17 protein-coding genes and 1 pseudogene are annotated in these 20,760 nt (G+C 41.2%); 1 reads left to right on the forward strand and 17 read right to left on the reverse strand.

Annotated elements, in window-relative coordinates:
* Positions 1–17 precede the first annotated feature (17 nt).
* The 14 genes and pseudogenes from EHS13_RS32105 to EHS13_RS32165 form a co-directional block, all read right to left on the reverse strand.
* The gene (locus EHS13_RS32105; RefSeq protein WP_155704273.1) at positions 18–866 is read right to left on the reverse strand and encodes a carbohydrate ABC transporter permease; all 849 of its coding nucleotides are present in this window, start codon (positions 864–866) and stop codon (positions 18–20) included.
* Complete coding sequence (locus tag EHS13_RS32110) at positions 866–1,741, reverse strand: carbohydrate ABC transporter permease (RefSeq protein WP_155704274.1); 876 nt, start codon at positions 1,739–1,741, stop codon at positions 866–868. Before EHS13_RS32110 ends, EHS13_RS32105 begins: the two co-directional genes overlap by 1 nt.
* 83 nt (positions 1,742–1,824) lie before the next feature.
* Positions 1,825–3,156, reverse strand: a complete 1,332-nt coding sequence (locus EHS13_RS32115) for an ABC transporter substrate-binding protein (protein WP_155704275.1) — start codon at positions 3,154–3,156, stop codon at positions 1,825–1,827.
* Positions 3,157–3,296: 140 nt separating this feature from the next.
* Complete coding sequence (locus EHS13_RS32120; RefSeq protein WP_155704276.1) at positions 3,297–3,554, reverse strand: hypothetical protein; 258 nt, start codon at positions 3,552–3,554, stop codon at positions 3,297–3,299.
* 46 nt (positions 3,555–3,600) lie between these two features.
* On the reverse strand, positions 3,601–5,421 hold the full coding sequence (locus EHS13_RS32125) for a discoidin domain-containing protein (protein WP_155704277.1): 1,821 nt from the start codon (positions 5,419–5,421) through the stop codon (positions 3,601–3,603).
* A 45-nt stretch (positions 5,422–5,466) separates the two neighbouring features.
* Complete coding sequence (locus EHS13_RS32130; protein ID WP_155704278.1) at positions 5,467–7,896, reverse strand: glycosyl hydrolase family 95 catalytic domain-containing protein; 2,430 nt, start codon at positions 7,894–7,896, stop codon at positions 5,467–5,469.
* 93 nt (positions 7,897–7,989) lie between these two features.
* Positions 7,990–9,786, reverse strand: coding sequence for an extracellular solute-binding protein (locus tag EHS13_RS32135; RefSeq protein ID WP_155704279.1), 1,797 nt, complete (start codon positions 9,784–9,786; stop codon positions 7,990–7,992).
* Positions 9,787–9,857: 71 nt separating this feature from the next.
* The gene (locus EHS13_RS32140) at positions 9,858–10,733 is read right to left on the reverse strand and encodes a carbohydrate ABC transporter permease (protein ID WP_155704280.1); all 876 of its coding nucleotides are present in this window, start codon (positions 10,731–10,733) and stop codon (positions 9,858–9,860) included.
* A 22-nt stretch (positions 10,734–10,755) separates the two neighbouring features.
* A complete protein-coding gene (locus EHS13_RS32145) occupies positions 10,756–11,649 on the reverse strand; it encodes an ABC transporter permease (RefSeq protein WP_227013643.1) in 894 nt (297 codons plus the stop codon).
* 159 nt (positions 11,650–11,808) lie between these two features.
* Positions 11,809–13,623, reverse strand: coding sequence for a cache domain-containing sensor histidine kinase (locus EHS13_RS32150; protein ID WP_155704282.1), 1,815 nt, complete (start codon positions 13,621–13,623; stop codon positions 11,809–11,811).
* Entirely contained in the window at positions 13,604–15,226 is a 1,623-nt protein-coding gene (locus EHS13_RS32155) for a response regulator transcription factor (protein WP_162463354.1), read from the reverse strand. The genes EHS13_RS32150 and EHS13_RS32155 overlap by 20 nt, the downstream gene beginning before the upstream one ends.
* A gap of 129 nt (positions 15,227–15,355) precedes the next feature.
* Complete coding sequence (locus EHS13_RS32160) at positions 15,356–16,423, reverse strand: alpha/beta hydrolase family protein (RefSeq protein WP_162463355.1); 1,068 nt, start codon at positions 16,421–16,423, stop codon at positions 15,356–15,358.
* Positions 16,424–16,739: 316 nt separating this feature from the next.
* Positions 16,740–16,865 carry a hypothetical protein gene (locus EHS13_RS37310; RefSeq protein ID WP_264373562.1) on the reverse strand — a complete coding sequence of 42 codons (126 nt, stop codon included), beginning with the start codon at positions 16,863–16,865 and terminating at the stop codon, positions 16,740–16,742.
* A gap of 121 nt (positions 16,866–16,986) precedes the next feature.
* Positions 16,987–17,175: pseudogene (locus EHS13_RS32165) on the reverse strand (chromosome condensation regulator); the annotation flags it as partial.
* A gap of 139 nt (positions 17,176–17,314) precedes the next feature.
* On the opposite strand from EHS13_RS32165, the gene EHS13_RS32170 reads away from it, so the two are divergent.
* Complete coding sequence (locus EHS13_RS32170) at positions 17,315–17,863, forward strand: hypothetical protein (protein WP_155704286.1); 549 nt, start codon at positions 17,315–17,317, stop codon at positions 17,861–17,863.
* Positions 17,864–18,208: 345 nt separating this feature from the next.
* Here EHS13_RS32170 and EHS13_RS32175 read toward each other — a convergent pair whose 3' ends face one another.
* The 3 genes from EHS13_RS32175 to EHS13_RS32185 form a co-directional block, all read right to left on the reverse strand.
* Positions 18,209–18,718, reverse strand: a complete 510-nt coding sequence (locus EHS13_RS32175; RefSeq protein ID WP_155704287.1) for a DinB family protein — start codon at positions 18,716–18,718, stop codon at positions 18,209–18,211.
* A gap of 310 nt (positions 18,719–19,028) precedes the next feature.
* Entirely contained in the window at positions 19,029–19,853 is an 825-nt protein-coding gene (locus EHS13_RS32180; RefSeq protein WP_162463356.1) for a PEP/pyruvate-binding domain-containing protein, read from the reverse strand.
* Positions 19,850–20,572 carry a PEP-utilizing enzyme gene (locus tag EHS13_RS32185; protein ID WP_162463357.1) on the reverse strand — a complete coding sequence of 241 codons (723 nt, stop codon included), beginning with the start codon at positions 20,570–20,572 and terminating at the stop codon, positions 19,850–19,852. Before EHS13_RS32185 ends, EHS13_RS32180 begins: the two co-directional genes overlap by 4 nt.
* Positions 20,573–20,760: the final 188 nt, after the last annotated feature.

The following is a 20,760-nucleotide window of genomic DNA, read 5'->3' on the forward strand; positions in this document are numbered from 1 at the left end:
CCTTCTGGCATTATGGCTCAGCCTTTAATGGCACCCGCCGTTAAGCCTTGGAGCAAGTACTTCTGTGTGAACAAGAACAGCACAATCAGTGGCAAGGTGCATAGAGAACAAAGTGCGAATATCGGTCCCCAATCGCTGGATCTTTCACTTTTGAAGCGGAAAATTTGCGTAATTAAGGTCATCTTATGCGGATCCTGGAGGTATAGCAAAGGGCCGACAAAATCATTCCAGAACCAGAAGACAGTCGTCACCACCAAGGTTCCTGTAGCAGGTAAAAGCAGCGGAAAAATAATCGCCCAATACATCCGGGTCGGTCCGCAGCCGTCTATACTTGCCGCATCCTCAAGCTCCAGAGGGATATTCTTCGTAAACCCGGCATACAGCATAGTTGCAAAGGGAACCGTAGTCCCCGTATACAATAGAATCAGAAAGGTCCGGGTATTAATTAAATGAAGCACAATGCCTAGCTTGAAAATAGGAACCATGTTCGTTTGCAGCGGAATAATCAGTCCCGATAAAAATATAAAAAACATAATTTGAAACAGCTTCTCACTTCTTCGCGTTATCTTATAGCCCGCCATAGATGAGACAGCGACGAGCAAAAGCATAGTGCCCAAACAGATTAATATCGTATTGGTGAAGGCCTCAAGCACATTGGCTTTTGCGAAAACCAAATGGTAGTTTCCCCAGAAAATCTGGCTTGGCAGCTTTAAGGGAATGTAGAAATCCTTGGCAGGCTTAATGCTTGATTCCAGCATGTAATAGAAAGGATACAAGTAAAATATCGCAACTATTAGCAGGATGACTTCAAGCACATACAAACCCAGCTTGCTTTTTTTCGAGGAGACTGCAGGATTTGCACTCACTAGTATTCAACCTCCCTTTTTCGCGTAAAGCTCAGCTGCAGCATAGTAATGATCAGGATAAGAATCATGAATAGAATACCCGCTGCCGTGGCATAACCAAAGTTTGAATTCTTAAAAGCAAATTTATAAATGACCAAAGCCAATGTTGATGTAGAATCGCCGGGGCCGCCATTGGTAAGCACATAAGGAAGATCGAAGAACTTCAGACTGCCCACCATACCGAGGAAGGTGCAGATCGTAACAGAAGGCATAACCAAGGGCAGCGTCACATAAATGAACTTTTTCCAGCCTTTGGCGCCATCGATTTGCGCAGCTTCAAAAATCTCGGAAGGTACCGATTCGAGGCCCGCCAGATAAATCACAGCCCCATATCCGGTGGCATACCAAACATTAATCATTATAACCGCAATCAAAGATGTTCCCGTATTGCCTAACCAATCTTTGATATAATCAGCAAGGCCCAAGCGGAGTAAAACCTCATTTACCACACCTTCATATTGCAACAAATTTCCCCAAACTACCGAAATAACGACCATACTTATGACAACAGGGATATAAAAAACAGTACGGAGCAGGCTTCTCGTTTTTAACGGTTTATGCAGCAGCAGCGCCATAAACAGCGAGAGCGGATTGTTGATGATCACGCCAAACAGTACAATATAAAAAGTGTTTAAAGCCGCATGCATCACGAGCTTATCGTCAAACAGATTCTTGTAATTTTCCAACCCAATATAAACAGGCTTGCTGACTCCGTCCCATAAGGTAAACGAGTAGTATAAGCTGCTTATGAAAGGGTAATAAACAAAGGTCAAGAACAGGATAACAGCAGGCAGAATAAAATAGATTGCATGGAGCAGAGATTTACGTTTTCTCATCGTAGGACCACCTAAGTTACAGGCCAACTGCAGCACGTGAACCTCTCCGCAATTGGCCTGAATGTTATTATGCTTTTACAGAACTAAGGCAGGATAATTGATGCCTTATCTTTATCATAGTTCTTCTGAATTTCATCGAGATCACCTTCGGCTTTTTCGCCGGCAATGATCTTTTCTCCCATGCGGACCATGCCATCTGCAGCAGATTTCGCAAACGAGCCATAAATAAATTGGTGCAAGGTAGTCGGATTATTCTGCAACGCATCATTGATTTCCTTCATTGCCGGTTGATCATAGCTTGCTGTAATTCCTTTTAATCCGGGAAGCCCAACATTCTTCAAGTTCACTGAAAGCACATCCTGCGAAAGCGTTAAGGCAAGGAAGTCTTTGGCAGCTTGCAAATGCTTCGATTTGGCATTGACCGAAACGCTATGATCCGGGCCGACTCCCATCAATATTTTCCCGTTTTCATCGGCAATTGGGAAGAAACCAACCTCGAATGGTGTAAATCCTTTATCCTTGAAAATCTGCGCCATTACACCCGGCAGCCAGTTTCCTTGATAAAGCATCGCTGCCTTGCCTGAGCCGAATTCAATCTGGGTTTGCGGCCAATCGATGCTTAATGCGCTTTTGTTTAAATAGCCTTTTTGGGCAAATTCGCTTAATTTAGCAAATGCACCTTGCAGCTCAGGTCCGTTAATCTTAGCCTTGCCGTTGTAATAGTCCGCTTCTAGATTGGGGTTCTGTGCAGTAATTTCCGCAAGTCCGCTTAACAGGTAAGACAAGGTCCATTGATCCTTAAATCCGCCTACCATCGGAACAATTTTCGCTGTTTTGATCTTCTCGGAAGCGTCCATCAATTCTGTCCAGTTCTTCGGAGCGGCAATCCCTAAATCCGCAAAGATCTTCTTATTATAGAACATCCCGAAGGTTGCAACCGTTTGTGCGGCTCCATAAGTCTTGCCTTCAAAGGTAATGGAAGGCTTAGTAGCATCCAATACAGTACCAACCCAAGGCTGATCGGATAAGTCAGCCAAGTATCCGGCTTTGGCCAACTCAGGAATATTCTGATTGAAGATGACATCATCGCCTACTCCAGAAGCCAATTCCGCCTTCATTTTCTCAAAATATTTCTCACTGACGAGGATATCCCATTCGACTTTGGCATTGGGATACATCTCTTTAAATTTAGCCTCTGACGCTGCTTTAAAATCCGTGCTTTGTGGCAAATCATCGAGAAACCACGCACCTACCTTCAACGTGAAAGCTTCGTCGTTCGTTGCTCCAGCGGCTGCCGGAGCCTCCGTTTTGTTCGGAGCGGAGCTGGTTGTTGCTGTTTTATTTCCTCCACAAGCTGTTAGAATTAATGAAATAATAATCAGAATACTGATGGCAAAGCTGGAGCGTTTCTTCATTTATACTTTCCCCCCACATAAATTTGGCTTCCTACCTTTCATATTGTAACCGCTTTATCTGATCATGTATTTGGTCTAAACAACAAATTAGTTGTCTAATCTACTGAAAGGAGGCATCACAAAAAAAACCAACTGCTTAATCAATCAGCAATTGGTAGTGAGGTCTCAGCTAGATCTTTTTTGAGGTATACCTTTATTGTTATCCTTGTATAATTAACGGTTTTTCCCCTCGGTAGTAACCAGCCATATCGCTCCATCGTTATATCGGGCTTCGCGATATTTGTAATATACGATGGACTTACCGTCGGGTGAATGGATAAAACCGTCTCCACCATACGTTTCATCGAAAATAGACTTCGTAAATGCTGCTGCTTTTCGAACGTCTGCTTTAATGTCATTTAATAGACTACTTTCAGTTTCTCCTTCACTTTAAAAATGATGAACTTACTGATTTTTAACTTCAAACTCCCATATCGAAGGACCCATGGTTCCATTTATATTTACAATATTGAGCCTTATTTTACTGCCTGTTACTGCTGAAAACGTATTTGCTTGATTAAGTCCCGGAGTTGTTCCGGAATACGCATCCAACCAGCTGCTTCCATTCCAATATTGGATTTTATAATCTTTGATTCTCTGCCCGCCTGGCTCAAACTGCTTAATGACTGTTTTATTAAAGGTGGTGTTCGTCCCAAAATCGACTTCCAGCCAACCGCTGGTAGTTATGTCATTGGTTGCCCATCTGGTTGCTCCATCTCCGTCCACAGCTTTTGCACCATTATATTGCGTCATATTGTTGTAATATTCACTAACTGTAACATTTTTATTTAATGCGAGGTTTGCCGGATTTGTATTATAGACCTCGAATTCCCATATGGATGGACCCATCGTACCATTAATATTCAGAATATTAAGTCTAATTTTACTGCCTGTCACAGCTGTAAAAGTATCTGCTTGATTCAAAGCTGGTGTTGTACCGCTATAAGCATCTAGCCAGCTGCTTCCATTCCAATATTGAATCTTATAATCTTTAATTCTTTGTCCACCTGGATCAAACTGTTTAGTTATCGTTTTATTAAATGTAATATTAGTCCCAAAGTCGACTACCAGCCATCCAGTAGTTGTTGTATCATTGGTGGCCCATCTCGAGGCTCCATCTCCGTCAACAGCTTTTGCACCGTTATATTCCGCCATATTGTTGTAATATTCACTAACTGTTGCTGTCTTATTTAAGGCAAGATTAGTTGCAGTTGCACTGTCTCTATAGCTTTGAGCACCGATTGCATTTAGCTGGGATAAATAGGAGCTCCAGATTAAGCCTGAATTCATAATCGGAACATCCAACTGGATAACACCACCACTATCTATAATGGTTTTGATACGGCTGGTAGCGTAAGCGTTGCTATATTTGGGTCCCTTTACTCCCACAAGCTCTGATGGAATTCCGCAACAAGTTGAATTGTTAAATCCATCTTTTCCCCACCAATTACTTAAAAAGGTTGTTATATTACATTGTTCATTGTAGCTTCCATTGCTTATATACTGTGAACCGCAGCTTCCATTTAAATCATTAATTTCACCTGCTGTATAGTTTTCTCCTCTACCTACTGCTGAAATGCCTACTCCAGGGTTAAAGGTTATAGCGGCTGTTGGATTTCCAGCATGAACTGCATCCGATAAAGGCTGTGTAACTTCTGTATGTCCGTAATAGCCGTCAAACCACCAACCGGATATTTTGGTGCCATAGCGGACTGACCATTCTCTAATTACATTAGCCCAGCCAGTTGGATTTGAATAATCATCTCCAGGCTTGGCACTTGGGATATACAGCATAAGCTTAATTCCCTTAGGGTTCAATGCATTATAAAGATCATTAACTAAATCACGGGTAGAGGTTCGTGCAGGGCTATACCCCATAAGCAAATCATAAGTACTATTCGGAGAAAGCACGAATCCTGAATTCTGTCCAAGTGTTAGGGTCACATAACCTGTTTTAGCCGCAGCCAGCTGGTTAGCTAATCCAGTTACATCAAAATTATTGATTAAATTGTTCCAAACCGTACTGTTCATCGATAATTGTGTCCAAGTTGATTGTGTTTCGTCTGTTCGATCATCCGCCATATAATCAACCCAGACACCCCACTTGGCATCATACATCCAGTCCGTATCAGCTGCAAAACTGTGCTTGGGAATTATTAAAAAGCTTACAAAAGTTGCCGTTACAATTAACATTACTAATAACATTTTTTTATACATTTTAACCATGCTAATTCCTCCGTTTAATCGTTTTAGAAAAACACTTGAATGCGGTTACAATTTAAATGATTCCGAGTTGCGAAAATTAAAAGTCTGCTTAATCCCTTGAACCAAGAACAAATGAAACGATTTACTCAAGCCGCTGCTATTCGCCCCTTGATCAAGCAGCATTGCCTCATTTAACACCATTTGAATTTCCTGGTCACTTCCCTTGGATAGCAATTCCACATCAATAGTACCTGCTCTTTGATCCCAACTCAATAGGATTTCAATCCCACCTCTTGCTAATAAAGGACCCGCACTACCTTTCCTCCAACGTTTCGGTATGGCAGGCAAGATTGAAATTGTCCCTGGTACAGAGAAAACCAGCATTTCCTGTATGGCAGCACTCCACCCCATATTAGCATCAATTTGAAAAGGTGCCCAACCCATGTCCATCCCTATTCCCATTCCACGCCAATCATTGGATAAGGTGTAGAAATTATTCAACAGACAGGAACGACTGAGGATATCCAGGCACTCTATCGCTCGCTCCCCATCGCCCATCCGAGCAAATATATTCGCCATATGTGCCAGAGACCAGCCAGACTGTTGTTTTAACCCAATAATTAAGCGTTTATTGAGCGCAACAATAAATGCCTCGTATAGCTCCGGATTATTCTCACGTGTAACTTCAGTCCCTGGAAACACAGGATATAGATGAGATTGATGACGATGATGGTAGTTATCTGTAAAATAAGGATGCATCCATTCCTTTACTGCGCCATCTTCATTGATTTGATAGTCTGGAATGCGCTTAAGATTTGCTTCCCAATCTGTTATCTCCTCTAAATGAAAACCTGTAATCTTACTTCCTTCTATGAGATGAGTGAAAACCTCCTTGGCAATGGCAAAATCCATTGTGGCATTTATCGTAGTCTCCATAACCACACCTTCATACTCGCCATCCTTAAGCTCTTCCTTCCAATAATTTCCTGGTGTGTTCTCTGGGGAATTAGATGGCGAGCTGATAAAAAATCCATCTGCTCCGATTGTGAAAAAATCTAGATAGAACAAAGCCGTTTCTCTTAGGAATGGCAAAGCGCGTTGCTTTAAGAAGACAAGATCCCCTGTATGGAGATAATAATCATAATAATGCTGGGCGACCCAACCTGCTCCACCTGTCCAATAGATAATGTGAGGATATAAGGTTTTGAGCAACCCAGAATCTGGAGCTGTTGGTGCTGGGATATAAATCCCCCTGCAGTTGAATAATTTGCGCGCATTTTCTTTAAAGTCATCTATTAACCTGTCAAAATAATCAAAAACAGCTAACAGCAATTCTGGCATATTCCCAGAAAGCGCTTGCCAGTAATTCATCTGCAAATTTTCATTTACCATATTGAAAGCCCAATATCCGGAGTACTCGCCACACCATAAACCCATCAAAGAACATGGATGACCGCCTTCCCGCGAGCTTGAAATCAGCAAATAACGACCATATGCCCACATTTTCTCCATGAGTGCAGCAGGTGCTTCTCCTTGATAGGCTTCAAGTAAAAGCTCTTCATTCGAACTTCCTTGATCTTCAGCTTCAATATCGAAGGTCATTGCTCCAAAAATAGCCCCATGTTCTGCTGCGTGCGGTATAAATAATTGTTCATAGTTATCTTCCATTTGTAACAGCTCGTTACTAAGCTCCAACCAAGCTTCTACTCGATTTCTTTTGATAAAGGGCTTGATAATAATCAATACACAATCTGCATTGCTGACCCTTAATCCATCCAAATCCGCTAGGGCTTGTCCATTAAAAGGAATAACTCTGGCAACTGCACCAAAATCAGTACCATCGTCGTTACTAGCTGCATATTGAATAAAAGGCAGTTCAACCTTCATTTCCATGTTCTGCGGTAAGGGTGATAGAACGCGATTGTCCGCTGTACGTGCATCATTGCGGTCATGTATATCCAAGCTAATTAAGCTTTCAATTGTACCTGATCCACTAGATCTTATTTCACAAACCACGATATCCTGTTTGCGAGAAACGAATAAGGCACGTTCAAATTGGGTTTCTCCGTCCTTCCAGCTTACAACAACCTCGCCCGTTTCCATATCCAGACTACGGCTGTACGCTTTGAAAGCTTGTTTACCCGGCATATAGATTTTTAAATCCCCCAATGGTAGAGGACAACCCATACTTGGTGAATAACCCCGTTCCTGAAAGGCTTTTGTGTATACTTGGTCCGCTTCAACGGCTTTATCTGCCATAAGCAATTGACGTACCTCAGCTAGTTTATCGCTAACATCGGGCATTTCCGGAGTTGTTGTCTGCCACCATAAATCCTCATGCGAAATCATGACTGTTTCCTCATAGGTCCCCCCATAAACAGCAGCCCCGATACTGCCATTCCCTGATGGTAAAGCCTCTTTCCAGCGCGCCCCCCAAACCGAAGATGGATATTTTAATATAAGCTTATTTTTTCTATTACTCTTTGGTCGTGTCATCCTTATAATCCCCGCTTCTCACGCTAGCCTTATTTCCTAGATGATTGTATTTGTAATTGAACCAGGAGCTTCGCCCCTGGTTCTTCAATGTGATTAATTATATTTTTGCGCTTCTGTCTGTGCCTCTACAATTGCTTTGCTCCAAAAGTCGAAGGATTTCTGATAATCCATTTTCATAATATCATCAATCATTTCCTGCTTTTTGGCTTCAAACTTTTCGTCACTCTTTTCCAAGATTGCCTTAGGGTAGTTGTTAACGAGATATTCCATGATTTTATCGTCAATACGTTTGATGTCATCCGGTGCGGTTGGCAATAGAGAATCAATAATTGTATTAAACGCCGACAGCTTAGCGTCACCTTTTTCCACCATTTTCTCTACGACTTCGCCTGGATAAGAAACCCCATAGTGTTCAGAGAAGTCTTTATCAAGTACAGACATGGTATTACGTGTATATTCCGACCAAGACGGGAAGCTAACGGTTGTATTAAGAGTCTTATCGACATAACCATTTCCATGCCCAGCGAAATTGGTATACTTAAGAATTCCTGTTTTCGCTTCGAAATCTGGATCACTCTTAGAAGCTTGGAGAACACTTTCAAGAACGACTGGTTTCCCATTATCCAATTTCCAATGAACATCCTTCACACCATTCCATAGTAACTCTGAACCCGCTGATGATTGTAGAAAATTAATAACTTCCATCGCTTTTTCTGGATTTTTGCTATTCTTGGAGATGGCATACAAGCGTGTTTCTTGGCCTAGCGCATTATAATGACCTAAGTATTGACTAGTTCCTTTCATTGGCGGCAAGGATTCAAAGCCTTTTTCAGGGTGACCCGCTTTCACGAAATTCTCGTTAGCGCCACCAAGTGACCAAGCAACCCATGATGAAAGCACACGATTGCTCTTGCCTTTTTCCCCTGCATTATCAAACTTCTGTGTAAAGCTGTCCGGATCTAGAATGCCCATGCGATTAGCTTTGTTATAGAACCTTAAACCGGTCCACAAGCTGCTGTCATTCTCAGTGATTAAGCTCTTTGCATTATATTGGGGATCAATATCAAATAAATGATTAGCTGAACCCTCATTAGTTCCTTTCACGTTATAACCAAAATAGGTGACAACGTTCCAAAGCTTCCAAGCTTGATCTCCAATCCAAGGGGATAAGCCATAGACTTTCTTGCCTTCTTCATTCGTAGGGTGCTTGTCCTGCATCTGTTTAAGCACGTTTAATAAATCATCTGTAGTGTTCACTGCCGGATAACCTAATTCCTTATAAAGATCCCAGCGGATAACAGGTGCTACAGAACTATAGTTATCAGGCTTAGCAGGAGGGCCGTCGAAGCCTTGGATGAAATAGACTTTATTGGTTTCATTGCTAAGATACTTTTTGCTGAAGTCCAGTTTATTCTGACTTTCGGCAACAATATCTTTGCCATTTGAGAGAAGCAAGTCATCCATAGGGATAATATTATTTCCTTCAATTAACTGCTTTATATACTTCTTTTCCGTTACGATAATATCAGGAAGATCCCCACTAGCAAGCATAATATTAAACTTCTGATCGTCGGGATGAGTTTCGAAGTCCAAGCTAACGCCAGTTTGCTTTGCAATTTCGATAGCAACTTCATCATTCTGAACACCACTCGGATAGTCTTTAGCGAAAGAGCCAGTCGGACCTGAAATTTTCAAGGTTACCGGGGTTGGAACTTTGGTTGTGGCTTCAGGACTCGCACTGCTGTCGCTGCTTGAGCTTGCTTGCGGTGTGTTGTCCGCCTCATTTTTATTGCCGCAACCTGCAACTCCCAATGAAATCGAAGCAACTAAAACTAATCCCATAATTGTACTCATAGTTCTTTTCTTTTCTAAAATGCTTTTCTTTTTCATTTGTGTCCATCGCTCCCTTAGTATAAAACTATATATTCAACAGCTTCTGGGCTGATCGAACCGACTTGCAACTAACCTTTGATTGCTCCAAGCATGATTCCTTTGACAAAATAACGTTGTAGAAACGGATAAACCAGCAGAATCGGTATAGAAACAATCATGGAAATGGTGACGCGCACTGTCATAGGTGTTAGCCTAATTTTGGCGCCTTGCCTTGTCAGCTCCATTGATGAAGCACTAGCTAATGACTCCGATTCCTTCAAGTAATTCAACAAGGTTAGCTGCAAGGTTTGCAGATGTTTATCGCTAACTAAGAAATAGTTGTCTGTCCAAGAGTTCCACTGGTTCACAGCACTGAATACTGCAATTGCCGCAATAATTGGAACAGATACTGGGAAAATAATTTTCATGAAAATAGTCAAGTAGCCTGCTCCATCTATCATGGCCGATTCCTCGAGTGCAGGAGGAAGACTCTCGATATATGTTTTTACGAGGATCAGGTAGAAGCCAATAACTGCTGTCGGAAGAATATAGAGCAGGAAGTTATTCTTGAGGCCAAGCTCTTTCATTGTGATATACCAAGGGATTAAACCCGAATTGAGATATAGTGTAATGACCACAAACCGATAAACGGTTTTGCGAAGATACATCTCCCGTTTGGTTAATAAATAGCCGAAAAGTGTGGTACAGAAAACAGTAACAATAGTGCCAATAATGGCTCGTGCCGCAGAAACTCCAAAAGAGATAGATATTTTCTCAAGCTTAAACATCTGAATGTACGTTTCAAACGTAATGCTCTTGGGCCAAAGATAGATCCCTTTGGCAGCTTGTACAGGATCACTGATTGAATAAATAAACAGATAGTAGAATGGGTATATGCACACTATCATAATCAGAATGAAGACCAGATAATTGATGGTTTGGAAGCCTATGTCGTTTTGTTTCATGTCGCTCTCACCACCTTGATTTTTATATAATCGATTGACCTCGGAGTCTCTTGGATAGTCCATTCACTATGAATAGTAGGAGAATACTGATAACGGTTTTGAAAACACCAAGCGCCGTTGAAAAGGAATAATCATTGTTCAATAAACCAATTTTATACACGTAATAATCTAACACTTGCAGTCGATCCGAAACCAAAGAGTTATAGAAAACATAATATTGTTCAAATCCGTTCGATAACATATTGCTAATTGCAAGCATCAGCATGACGAAAAAAGTCGGGAGCAATCCGGGTACGGTCACATTCCAGATAATACTAAATCTACCCGCTCCATCTACCTTGGCTGCTTGATAAAGCTCAGGATCGATCCCTGCCATGGCTGCTATGTAGATGATGGCGCTAAAACCAACTGTTTTCCATACCGTGATAATCGTTTGGAATATCCATGCCCATTTATCATTGGCGAGAAGATTCGTCGGTTCTTGAATCCATCCCCATTTCAATAACAAGCTATTCACGACACCTCCATCGACTGAGAAAAAAGTGAAGAAAATCGAGAATACCAGAATCCAACTAATAAAGTTAGGAATGGTCGTCATCGTTTGGACCAGCTTGCGGAAACGCGGGCTGCGAATTTCATTTAAGAATATCGCAAAGATTACGGGTAATGGTGTTGTTACAACTGTCAGCAAGCTCAACACTAGTGTGTTACGCATGACCTTCCACAAATCACTACCTTCATGAAACGCCAGCTCGAAATATTTAAACCCTACAAATGGACTATTCGATAAAGGTATTCCCGGCTTGTAATCAAAGAAAGCATAAATCCAACCAAACAAAGGAACATAATTGAAGATAAATACCAAACCAATAAACGGAAGTGCAAGTAACAATAAGTACAATCTAGTATTTCTCATTCCCATCTCACCATACCTTGTTGTCTGTTTATGTTGTCTATAGGCTTCATTGTAGTGAAATTAAAAAGGGAATGAAATAAACAATCTTACGACTTTTTGAAGTCATAGGACTGATTTCAAACCCTAATTTGAAACTATTAACATAAAAGATGATGAATCTTACGATTTCTGCTCAGGTTCAGGATCGAGCGGCAAACGAATTTGCACAACTGTTCCTTCTCCAGGTTCGCTGTTGATAGTCAATCCGTATCCTATCATTCCATAGTGGAGGATAATCCTTCTTTGTACGTTGTAGATCCCAAATCCTTTGCCATCTCTTTCTTCCTCATCCGCAATATTGTACATTCGATCACGAATCAACAACAAATTTTCTGGCAGGATTCCGATACCGTTATCGGAGACACTGCAAATAAGCGATTTTTCGGATTCTTTATAAATATGCACATCAATTTTACCACGATGGTTATGGGGCTCTAATCCATGCTGAATCGAATTTTCCAAGAGGGGCTGCAGAATAAACCTCAGAATCGGATTATTCTCTAATCCGGACTCTACCGTAAATACGGTAATGATCTTCTCACCAAATCGGTTGTTCATGATGGATATATAGCTTTCGGTAAACTCTTTCTCATCCTGTACGGTCGTATATAGCGAGGGGTTTTTATAAATGGGATATAGAATTCTGCCTAATGAGGTAATGCTGGCTACGACATTTGGGGCTTTAGCCACAATTGCCATCCATTTAATCGTGTTCAAAGTGTTATAAAGGAAATGCGGATTAATTTGAGACTGCAGCAATCGAATTTCCGTACGTCTTTTCTCTGATTCCGTTTTTTTGTTCTGATCAATGAGCTCAAGGATACTAGACGACATTCTATTGAAATGACGAGCCAATATACCTAATTCATTTCGTGACGATTCCCTAATTCGAAGGCCAATCTTTCCCCGCTCCAATAGCTTCATGCCTTCAACCAGCTCTAGAAGTGGCGAGAGAATACGTCTAAGCCAGAAGGAAGATAAAAATAGAGCAATTCCTATGCTTAAAAGAAAGGTTACTATAACGAATATTCGCAAAATGGAAATTTCTCTGAGAAACTCGGAGATTGGAATTTCTTTAATTAGGGTCCACCCCGTGTTTTCCATTGTATAATAAACGACTTGTTTAACCTCCTTGTCCTTCTTGTTTGTAAAGCTGCCGAAAGTCATTTGATTATCTGGCTTGGTAACTAAACTCGGCTTCAGGAGCAAGCTCTCATTCTCATGGGAGATAATAAGATTTCTTTCGTCGATCATATATAATTCGGTATTAATCGAGCTTGGTAAAGCGGTATGATAGATAGAGGTAAGCATGCTCTGCCGTACATTAATGATAAGGGTGGCACTTTGTTGCTTCTGATAAGGCGTTTTTATGCCTCTTACTGCCGAAATTAAATTTGCCGGTAAATCTGTTCTACCCGATAAGTTATAATCGGCTGAGGTATATCCTCCAACCCAGGCTAATTTCGGGAACGATCTCTGTCCGACTTGATAGGCTACTGAAGTATAAAAGGGTGATTTTCGAGACAGGTCCGTGAACACTCTACTCTTGTTGTCATCCATGCCTATTATTCTGCCATCTTCCGTATAGATGTAAATCGATTGAATGTACTCATAATTCTGCATGGTTTCAGTAATTTTATTGAATAAACCCACTGTCTGGGTGATAATCGAGGCTTCGGTAGTCGCTGGATTCTCTAAATATTCCATCGTTATTGGCTCTACAATTAACAATTTGGAAATTTTATCGACCTCCTTGCGAAAGGTCTGGATACTATATTCCGCTTGCCGAAAGGTCTGAATAGTAGCACTCTCATTCTGGGATTGCAGGGCTGTCATCATCCGGTCATAAATGACTAAGGAACTGACGAACAGAATAACGATATTAGTCAGCATGAATGAGACAATCAACTGCGTTCTAAGCTTTCTCGTTTGCATCTGATCCTACCTCCTCGACCCAATCATTCACCCATCTTCGACGGAAATCACGTGGTGATAGGCCTGTCCATTTCTTGAAGGTTCGGCTAAAGTGGCTATGGTCCTCGAAACCAACTTTCTCCGAAATTTCATAAGACTTGAGATAGGTTCCAAGTAGCAGCTCCTTAGCCTTCTCCACTCGGAAATTAATTAGATATTCAAGAAAATTAAGCTCCGTTTCCTTCTTAAACAACGAAGTTAAATAATTCGGACTGAGCATCACGGCTTCTGCTGCTTCACTCAAGCTCAACTCCCGATGATAATTGGCTTCAATATAGGAAATGACAGCCACAACTTCATAGCTCATTTGTTTGCGATTTTGCTGATACTGCAATAAGCTATGCAGATATTCCCTGAAGACGCGAAGGATTTCCTTGAATGTCATACAATGTTCGATTTGATCGGAATACTCGTTTACAAACCTCGGCCACCCATCCGGCGTTAATCCTAAAAGCAGCAACGAGAAATGCATCCACTGAATAAACAATCGTTTTATTGGATTAATCGAAGTAAATGATTCATCAAGTATCGTATTGATCAGCTTATTCAGTTCTTGAGGAAGCAGCTGCCCAATGGCTTCTGCTTCCTTGCGGATCGCCTCTATTTCAACCTGCAAATGGTGCTGGCCTTTTTCAAAATCAGCATTCTCCTCGAGTAATAGCAAAGCGGCAGAATCCCTCAGGAATTTTCGTTTCATGAGCATTTCACATTCGTTATACTGGCTTCGCATACCTGAATAGCCTTCATGGATACTGCTGACAGCAACAGTTACGGTCACATTGAAATAAGATTGAAATACTTTGCGTATTTCCTCTAGAAGTTCATCCAAGGATCGCATGATAGACTCTTTACCATCTTGTTGCGGGAAGTTGAATATAAGCAAATAACGTTGGCCTTCATCATGAATAGCCAACCCTCTGCCTGCGATTACTTCTTCCAACACATTTAACAAAGACATACGGATTAATTGACCGCGTTCGTCTTGAAACCGAGTTTGCAGTAGATCATATTGATCGAGATCCATCATGCACAAAAGAAGTGGAGAATCAGTCTGAATATTAAATTTTTTCAATATATCTGTAAATTCTTCATTCTTATATAAATTACGGAATAAGTAGTCTTTCACAATGCGCTCAACTAAATCCTCACGTTTTAATGCGGGAAAAGATGAACGGCTACCCGCTTGTTCATCCAGCTCATGCTTTATTTTACTCAGCACTTTACCAATCTCTGCTTCAGTCATGGTCAATTTAAGTATGTAATCAGAAACTCCATGAGACAATGCTTTTCTAACCATATCGAATTCATCCAAACATGATAGGATAATGATTTTAAGCTTTTTATCTTGTTCTCGAATTCTAACGATCAAATCCATCCCATGCAACAGTGGCATCTTTAAATCTGTGATCAAGATATCGGGTTGGAGGTTCTCATAATGCTCCCAAGCCTCCTGCCCATTCTCGGCGTCAGCCACAACTTGCATCCCATATTGATCCCAAGCTACTGAATGCTTTAATCCCAGGCGTACGAGCATTTCATCTTCAGCAATCAGCACCTTATACATGGCAAAGCTCCTCCAGTCAATCCTCTTAAACCTATTGTAACTAAAATGTTGAATATTAAACAAAAACGTCATCATTCAGCTTTATAGCTAAAGAAGACGTAAGTTTACAGATGGATAGAATATTACTCATTACTTCCATTCATCTCTCATAATTTCAATTGCTTGTTTCAAATTAAACTCGTGCCCGCCTTCAAATTCAATATAGTGAAATTGATCTTCCAATTGTAATCGTTCATAATGTTTACTAGCTTGTTCAGCAACTATCCTAGCCCCATCAATTAGAAACAGATCATCTTGGCATCCAACTTCAATAATACAAGTTTTCGGACATATTAGACCTATGATTTCTACATCGCTGAATAGTAAGAGGGCACCCTGCCAATTCCAATCCATAAATTCATCTGGTCGATTCCGATTAACAGCTTCCCGTTGATTTAAATAACAAGAGGAAATACACCAACCGATACGAGGCTCAATTGCTGCTAGTAACAATGAGTAGAAGCCCCCATAAGAAAGTCCAGCCACTCCTACCTTATTTTTATCAATCTCCGGTTTGGTAAGGAGATAACTTAAACCTTGCTGAAGCTTCCATAATTGTATAGCAACCAAGCTTGTGCCGATTAACTTTGCCTTTTGATCTAAAATGTAATGAACACGATTCGGAATTTCACTTTCAATCTCCGTCTTAAAAATGAGTAAAGGCGCAAATACTGCATACCCTTCTTGGATGAATTTTTTTCCTGCTTCCGCATAATTACTAGTTTTTTCGAGATTACATACTAACTCGGGAGCTCCGCCTCCTCCATGAATAACCATCATTAGAGGAAATGGAGCCACTCCTTGTTTCGGAGTCATAAAGATCCCATAACACTCCATACCATCCGCAACCGGTATAAATAATCTACTCATGCGGCAATACGGGTCTTCCCCAATGAATTCCTCCCTAACATGCATGTTTGCGGATTGCAACAAGAGAGGTGGATAGCCGACTGTATCAAGAAGCTTATCACGATAAGAAGTAAGGGAACGGATGTAGGTTTGAGTATCTTTGTAATCAGGTTGAAAATAGCGGGTTCGCTTTGACTCAGCCGCCTCTAATTCTAGATTCAGCCAAGATTCGAGCTGCCTATAGTGGACAACTCTATATGCCTCAGAACTTTCCAAAGGCTCTTTAACGCGTATTTCTTCTTCTAACATAGCGTCCGCTAATCCCCTCGAATAATAGTATATCTCCAGATTATAGTCAATGCTCACCAGGTTCGGTATAGCCTCTTTTTTATCCGAATATACCACCATCTACTTTTTTTCGACCACTATTTGTATATTCAACCGAAAATAATTTGAAGCGGTACCTGAAATAAGTGTTAAAGTGTTTGTATATTCAAAAATACATTAATATTGTTAGTTATCAATGGTAGTCGCTAGACTTTTGGTACAGCCACATTCTCAGTTTACGTTGTTAATACAAACTTCCAACTTCTTACACATAGACAATTGAATAATCAATTTATAATTAATGTATTACATCGCAAAGCCTAGCACCGTCGGAATCAAAATCGTTATTATGAAACTGCTCCCAATCGGTGGTAAGAATAGCTCGTAATCTGACCTTCAAACCTGACCAAATATAATTATACATGTAAATTCCTCCTAAAAACCCACTTTTTCACATCATGCCACGAATCATTAGGGTCAGAAAGAATATAACTAAACTATTCTAAAATGTCACTGAACATAGAACTACGCTTTATATATGGAAACTAATTGCCGGGCAGTTGGATGCCACGCCAATTACTTACATCGCATTGGCCATATTCATTATTACCCACAGCAACCGCTACAATATCGCGCCAGCCACTTACATCGCATTGGCCATGCTTATTCCAACCCACAGCCGCCACCGTACCGTCCGATTTAAGCCCGACGGTATAACGATATCCCGCAGCTATGGTATCACTGGGAATTGCCCATACCTTGCTGGACTGAACTACGCAGTTAATCATGTTTTGTATAACACCCTCACAAAAATCATTTTTTGTTTATGTCAAAGGTAATCGTTAAGTCTTCAAGATAATCAATTGGCTTTAATTGATTCGTGCCAATAATTACCCGGAGACGAGCGGCAAACTATTGATCTTGTCCGAGCAGAAGACAAATTTAGCCATCGTATGTAAGGAGCTGCAAGAAGCTGTTTGTGCCGGTGAGCTTGTGCAGAAATCATTGGACCAAGCCGAAGATTGTCTGAGATCGGCGAGAAACTGGGGCACCTACGATATGCTGGGTGGAGGCATGATATCGACAGCGATCAAGCACGGACGGATGGACGACGCGCAGGGTCACATTCGTATCGCGCAAAACCGTTTGCGTCAATTTGCAAAAGAATTGAAGGATGTGCAGGTTTTGATTTCGTCTGATTTGGAAATTAGCGGATTGTTGAAGTTTTCTGATTTTTTCTTTGATGGGCTTATTGCCGATTGGATGGTTCAAGGCAGAATTAACGATTCATTGGAGAGCGTCACGGACAAATTAAAGGAGATTGGGCGTTTGGTATCACAGCTTGGGAATGAAGAGGCGCAAGCGAAAGGAAAGCTGCGGGAGATCGAAAGTCAGTACAGTGATATATTGGAAAAGGCATAATGTGTTCAAGAAAAATAAAGCACTAGACTGGATGTATTGATCATACGCGGATTTCCGCATTACAAAATCGTCAGACTTCGTAAAATAAGTATTAGACTGACCTTAATAATAGAAACAGCGGCAGTCTTGGATGAGAAAATAATGACTTAGACTGCCGCTACTTTATTGAACTATCGTAATTCGTTAGTTGAATGACTTTTTCTTGTTTGAGATAATTATTTGCTATTCGTTTTTATACAATACTCCAGTCAGCAACCAATCTCTGCTGTTTTTTTCAACCCGTCTTGTCCTCTCTTCATATCAGTCTATGAAGGGGGCGGGAAAGGTGCCATAAAGTAAGGACGACTAACTCAAGTAACGATTTCGGATGACCTCCATGTGATGAAGCTCGTGTCCTGCGATGCCGTAAGCGAGGGCGCGCGCGGTAATGCTTACGTTGTTAGCTGTGCCCTTGCGGGACCACGCCTCCGTCGGTAACCCGCGCAGCAGTGTGATCGTCGATTGCCGTACGGCCCGGTAGTCTTCGGCCAATTGCGCGGTTGTCCAGCTTCCGAAAGGAGGAATGAACAATTCCTGGTCGAAACCGGGCAGAGGCGTCTGATCCCCTCTTGCAAATCGGAGCAGGCGGTAGGTCATGACGCGTTCACTGTCTGCGATGTGGCCCACGACTTCTTTCAGCGTCCATTTTCCTTCCGCATACCGATAGGCGCTCTGGCTTTCGGTCAACGATGCCAGCAGCTCGGTCATTTGCTTTTCCTGGACGAGCAGAATGTCGATAATGTTGCCTTCCGGCACCAACCGGATATACTCGCCGGCGTCCCCGGCGTATTCTTCTTCTGACGGTCTTTGGTTCATGCGTAATCACCTTTCTATGAAGATATAGAAAACTAAAATGCTCTTTCCAATGCTCTACCGCGATTTTTTTGCGAAATTCGTAACTTCGGCATGTCTAATGAATTCGCGAAAGAATAGAATTTTCCTCCCAACAATTGAGAGTAAGCAACCACTTAGTTGGTTGGCCGCTACGCTCTACTGCCCGTTACTTCAATGATATTATTAAGGGAGCTGCCTCAATGCAGCTCCTCCAATATAGTATCCTTTAGTTTAATAAATGGTTTTCTAATATATCATCGTATTGGATTAGGCAATTCTAGAAATGGATTATCTAGTGAGATATTCCCCCTCTCGTCGTTATCTTTCTACATTGTAATAAATAAAGCCGGTTGTCTGAGAAAGCCCACTCTATATCAAGATCCTTTCCAAAAATTTGTTCACATCGTGTTGCAAGATGATCCAGTTGTCTTATATGATTTTCTAATAAACATGCGTTATTAATTCCCTGGCTATCAAGTTTGACTTCCTTCGTGCCACCTTCTTTAGCTGGGTAAATTGCTGTTTCCTGTCTGCCCGTAAATATTTCGATAGATGTAGCCCCTCTGTTAACCGTATAACGATCTGGAGTAATTCGTCCAGAAACGATGCTTTCCCCCAAGCCCCAGCAAGCCTCAATCATACGCTCATCCATGCCAGTCAAAGGATTTCTCGTAAATATTACGCCTGATAGCTCTGAACAAACCATTTGTTGAATGATTACTGCTACTTGAGAAGGAGCGGTTAAACCTAATCTTTTACGATAGGCGATCGCTTGAGTAGCTTGACCTGAGCAAGCTATCTCGTTAATGGCACTGAATAAACCAGTTGCATCGTTAATACCCAAGATGGTTTTATATATCCCAGCATAGCTGGACATTAAGCCATCTTCATCTATAGCCGAAGATCGGACTGCAAAAGGTAGAGTTAGATTTCCAATAATAAGATCAATTTCTTTGAAGGCATTCTTATTGCCATTTACAATCTGATTAACCAAATCATATGAAATAGCATATCCATGTGGCACCGGTAACCCTGACCGAACGGCAGAGCCTAATTGAAAGGCTTTTCCCCCAAAGGAAGATAGTTCAATTGCTTTGTCTAACAATACGACACTCATGACATCAACCTCATAACAATGCCCGTGCGGGAGTCCATTTGAATCCATTCCCCATCTTTAATTTGTTGAGTAGCATCCCTGCACCCGACAATACATGGCAAGTTTAACTCCCTGGCTAAGATTGCTGCATGACAGAGCAAACCGCCACGATCTGTAATCAGGCCCGATAATAAGTGTGCCACGCTAATAAAATCCGGATCTGTCATTGGTGTAACCAGGATATCCCCCTGCTTTAGCTTCAACAAGTCGTCCCGGTCAAGAACGACGCAAGCTGGCCCTTCCACTATTCCTAGATATGCACCTGTTCCACTAGTGATAAATGCTACGGCAACTTTGCTACCTGTGAAGCCACTATTGCTTATTTCCTGTCTTTCGTTCAATAGATCACGTAATTCTTTACTCCAAGGTAATTCATGAAATTTTTCTGTCTTCACGCGAGCGTGGAGTTCATAGATGGCACGATCAAAACAAATAATCAAATCATAAGGCTTCAGCTGGTATTGATTTTCCAACAACTCGATATACTTTTGTTTATACACAGGAATATGTTCCTTAAATAACATAAGATAAGGTATTGTGGTTTGAATGGCTTCACGCATTTTATTTTCATTTTTTTGGGTTCGATCTTCTTGATATTCATAAATTATTCTATAAACGGTACGTAATACAACCTTAAATTCCTCGATTTCACTTGCATAAAAATTTCTTATTGTATTCATCTCTTGGCTCCTTTTCAGTAAATTGAGAACACAAAAAGGCCATGGCATCTTTCACCATGGCCCTTTATATAGCGATGCTTAAAGTTAAGCGTTGCTTATATATTCAGATAAGTGGGGGCAATGAAATTTGTGCTCATAATAATTTTATTTTCTTTTGATGTATAAAACGTCTTATTATTAGTCATTTC

This window comes from Paenibacillus psychroresistens, from assembly GCF_009728935.1.
GTDB classification, from domain to species: domain Bacteria; phylum Bacillota; class Bacilli; order Paenibacillales; family NBRC-103111; genus Paenibacillus_AC; species Paenibacillus_AC psychroresistens.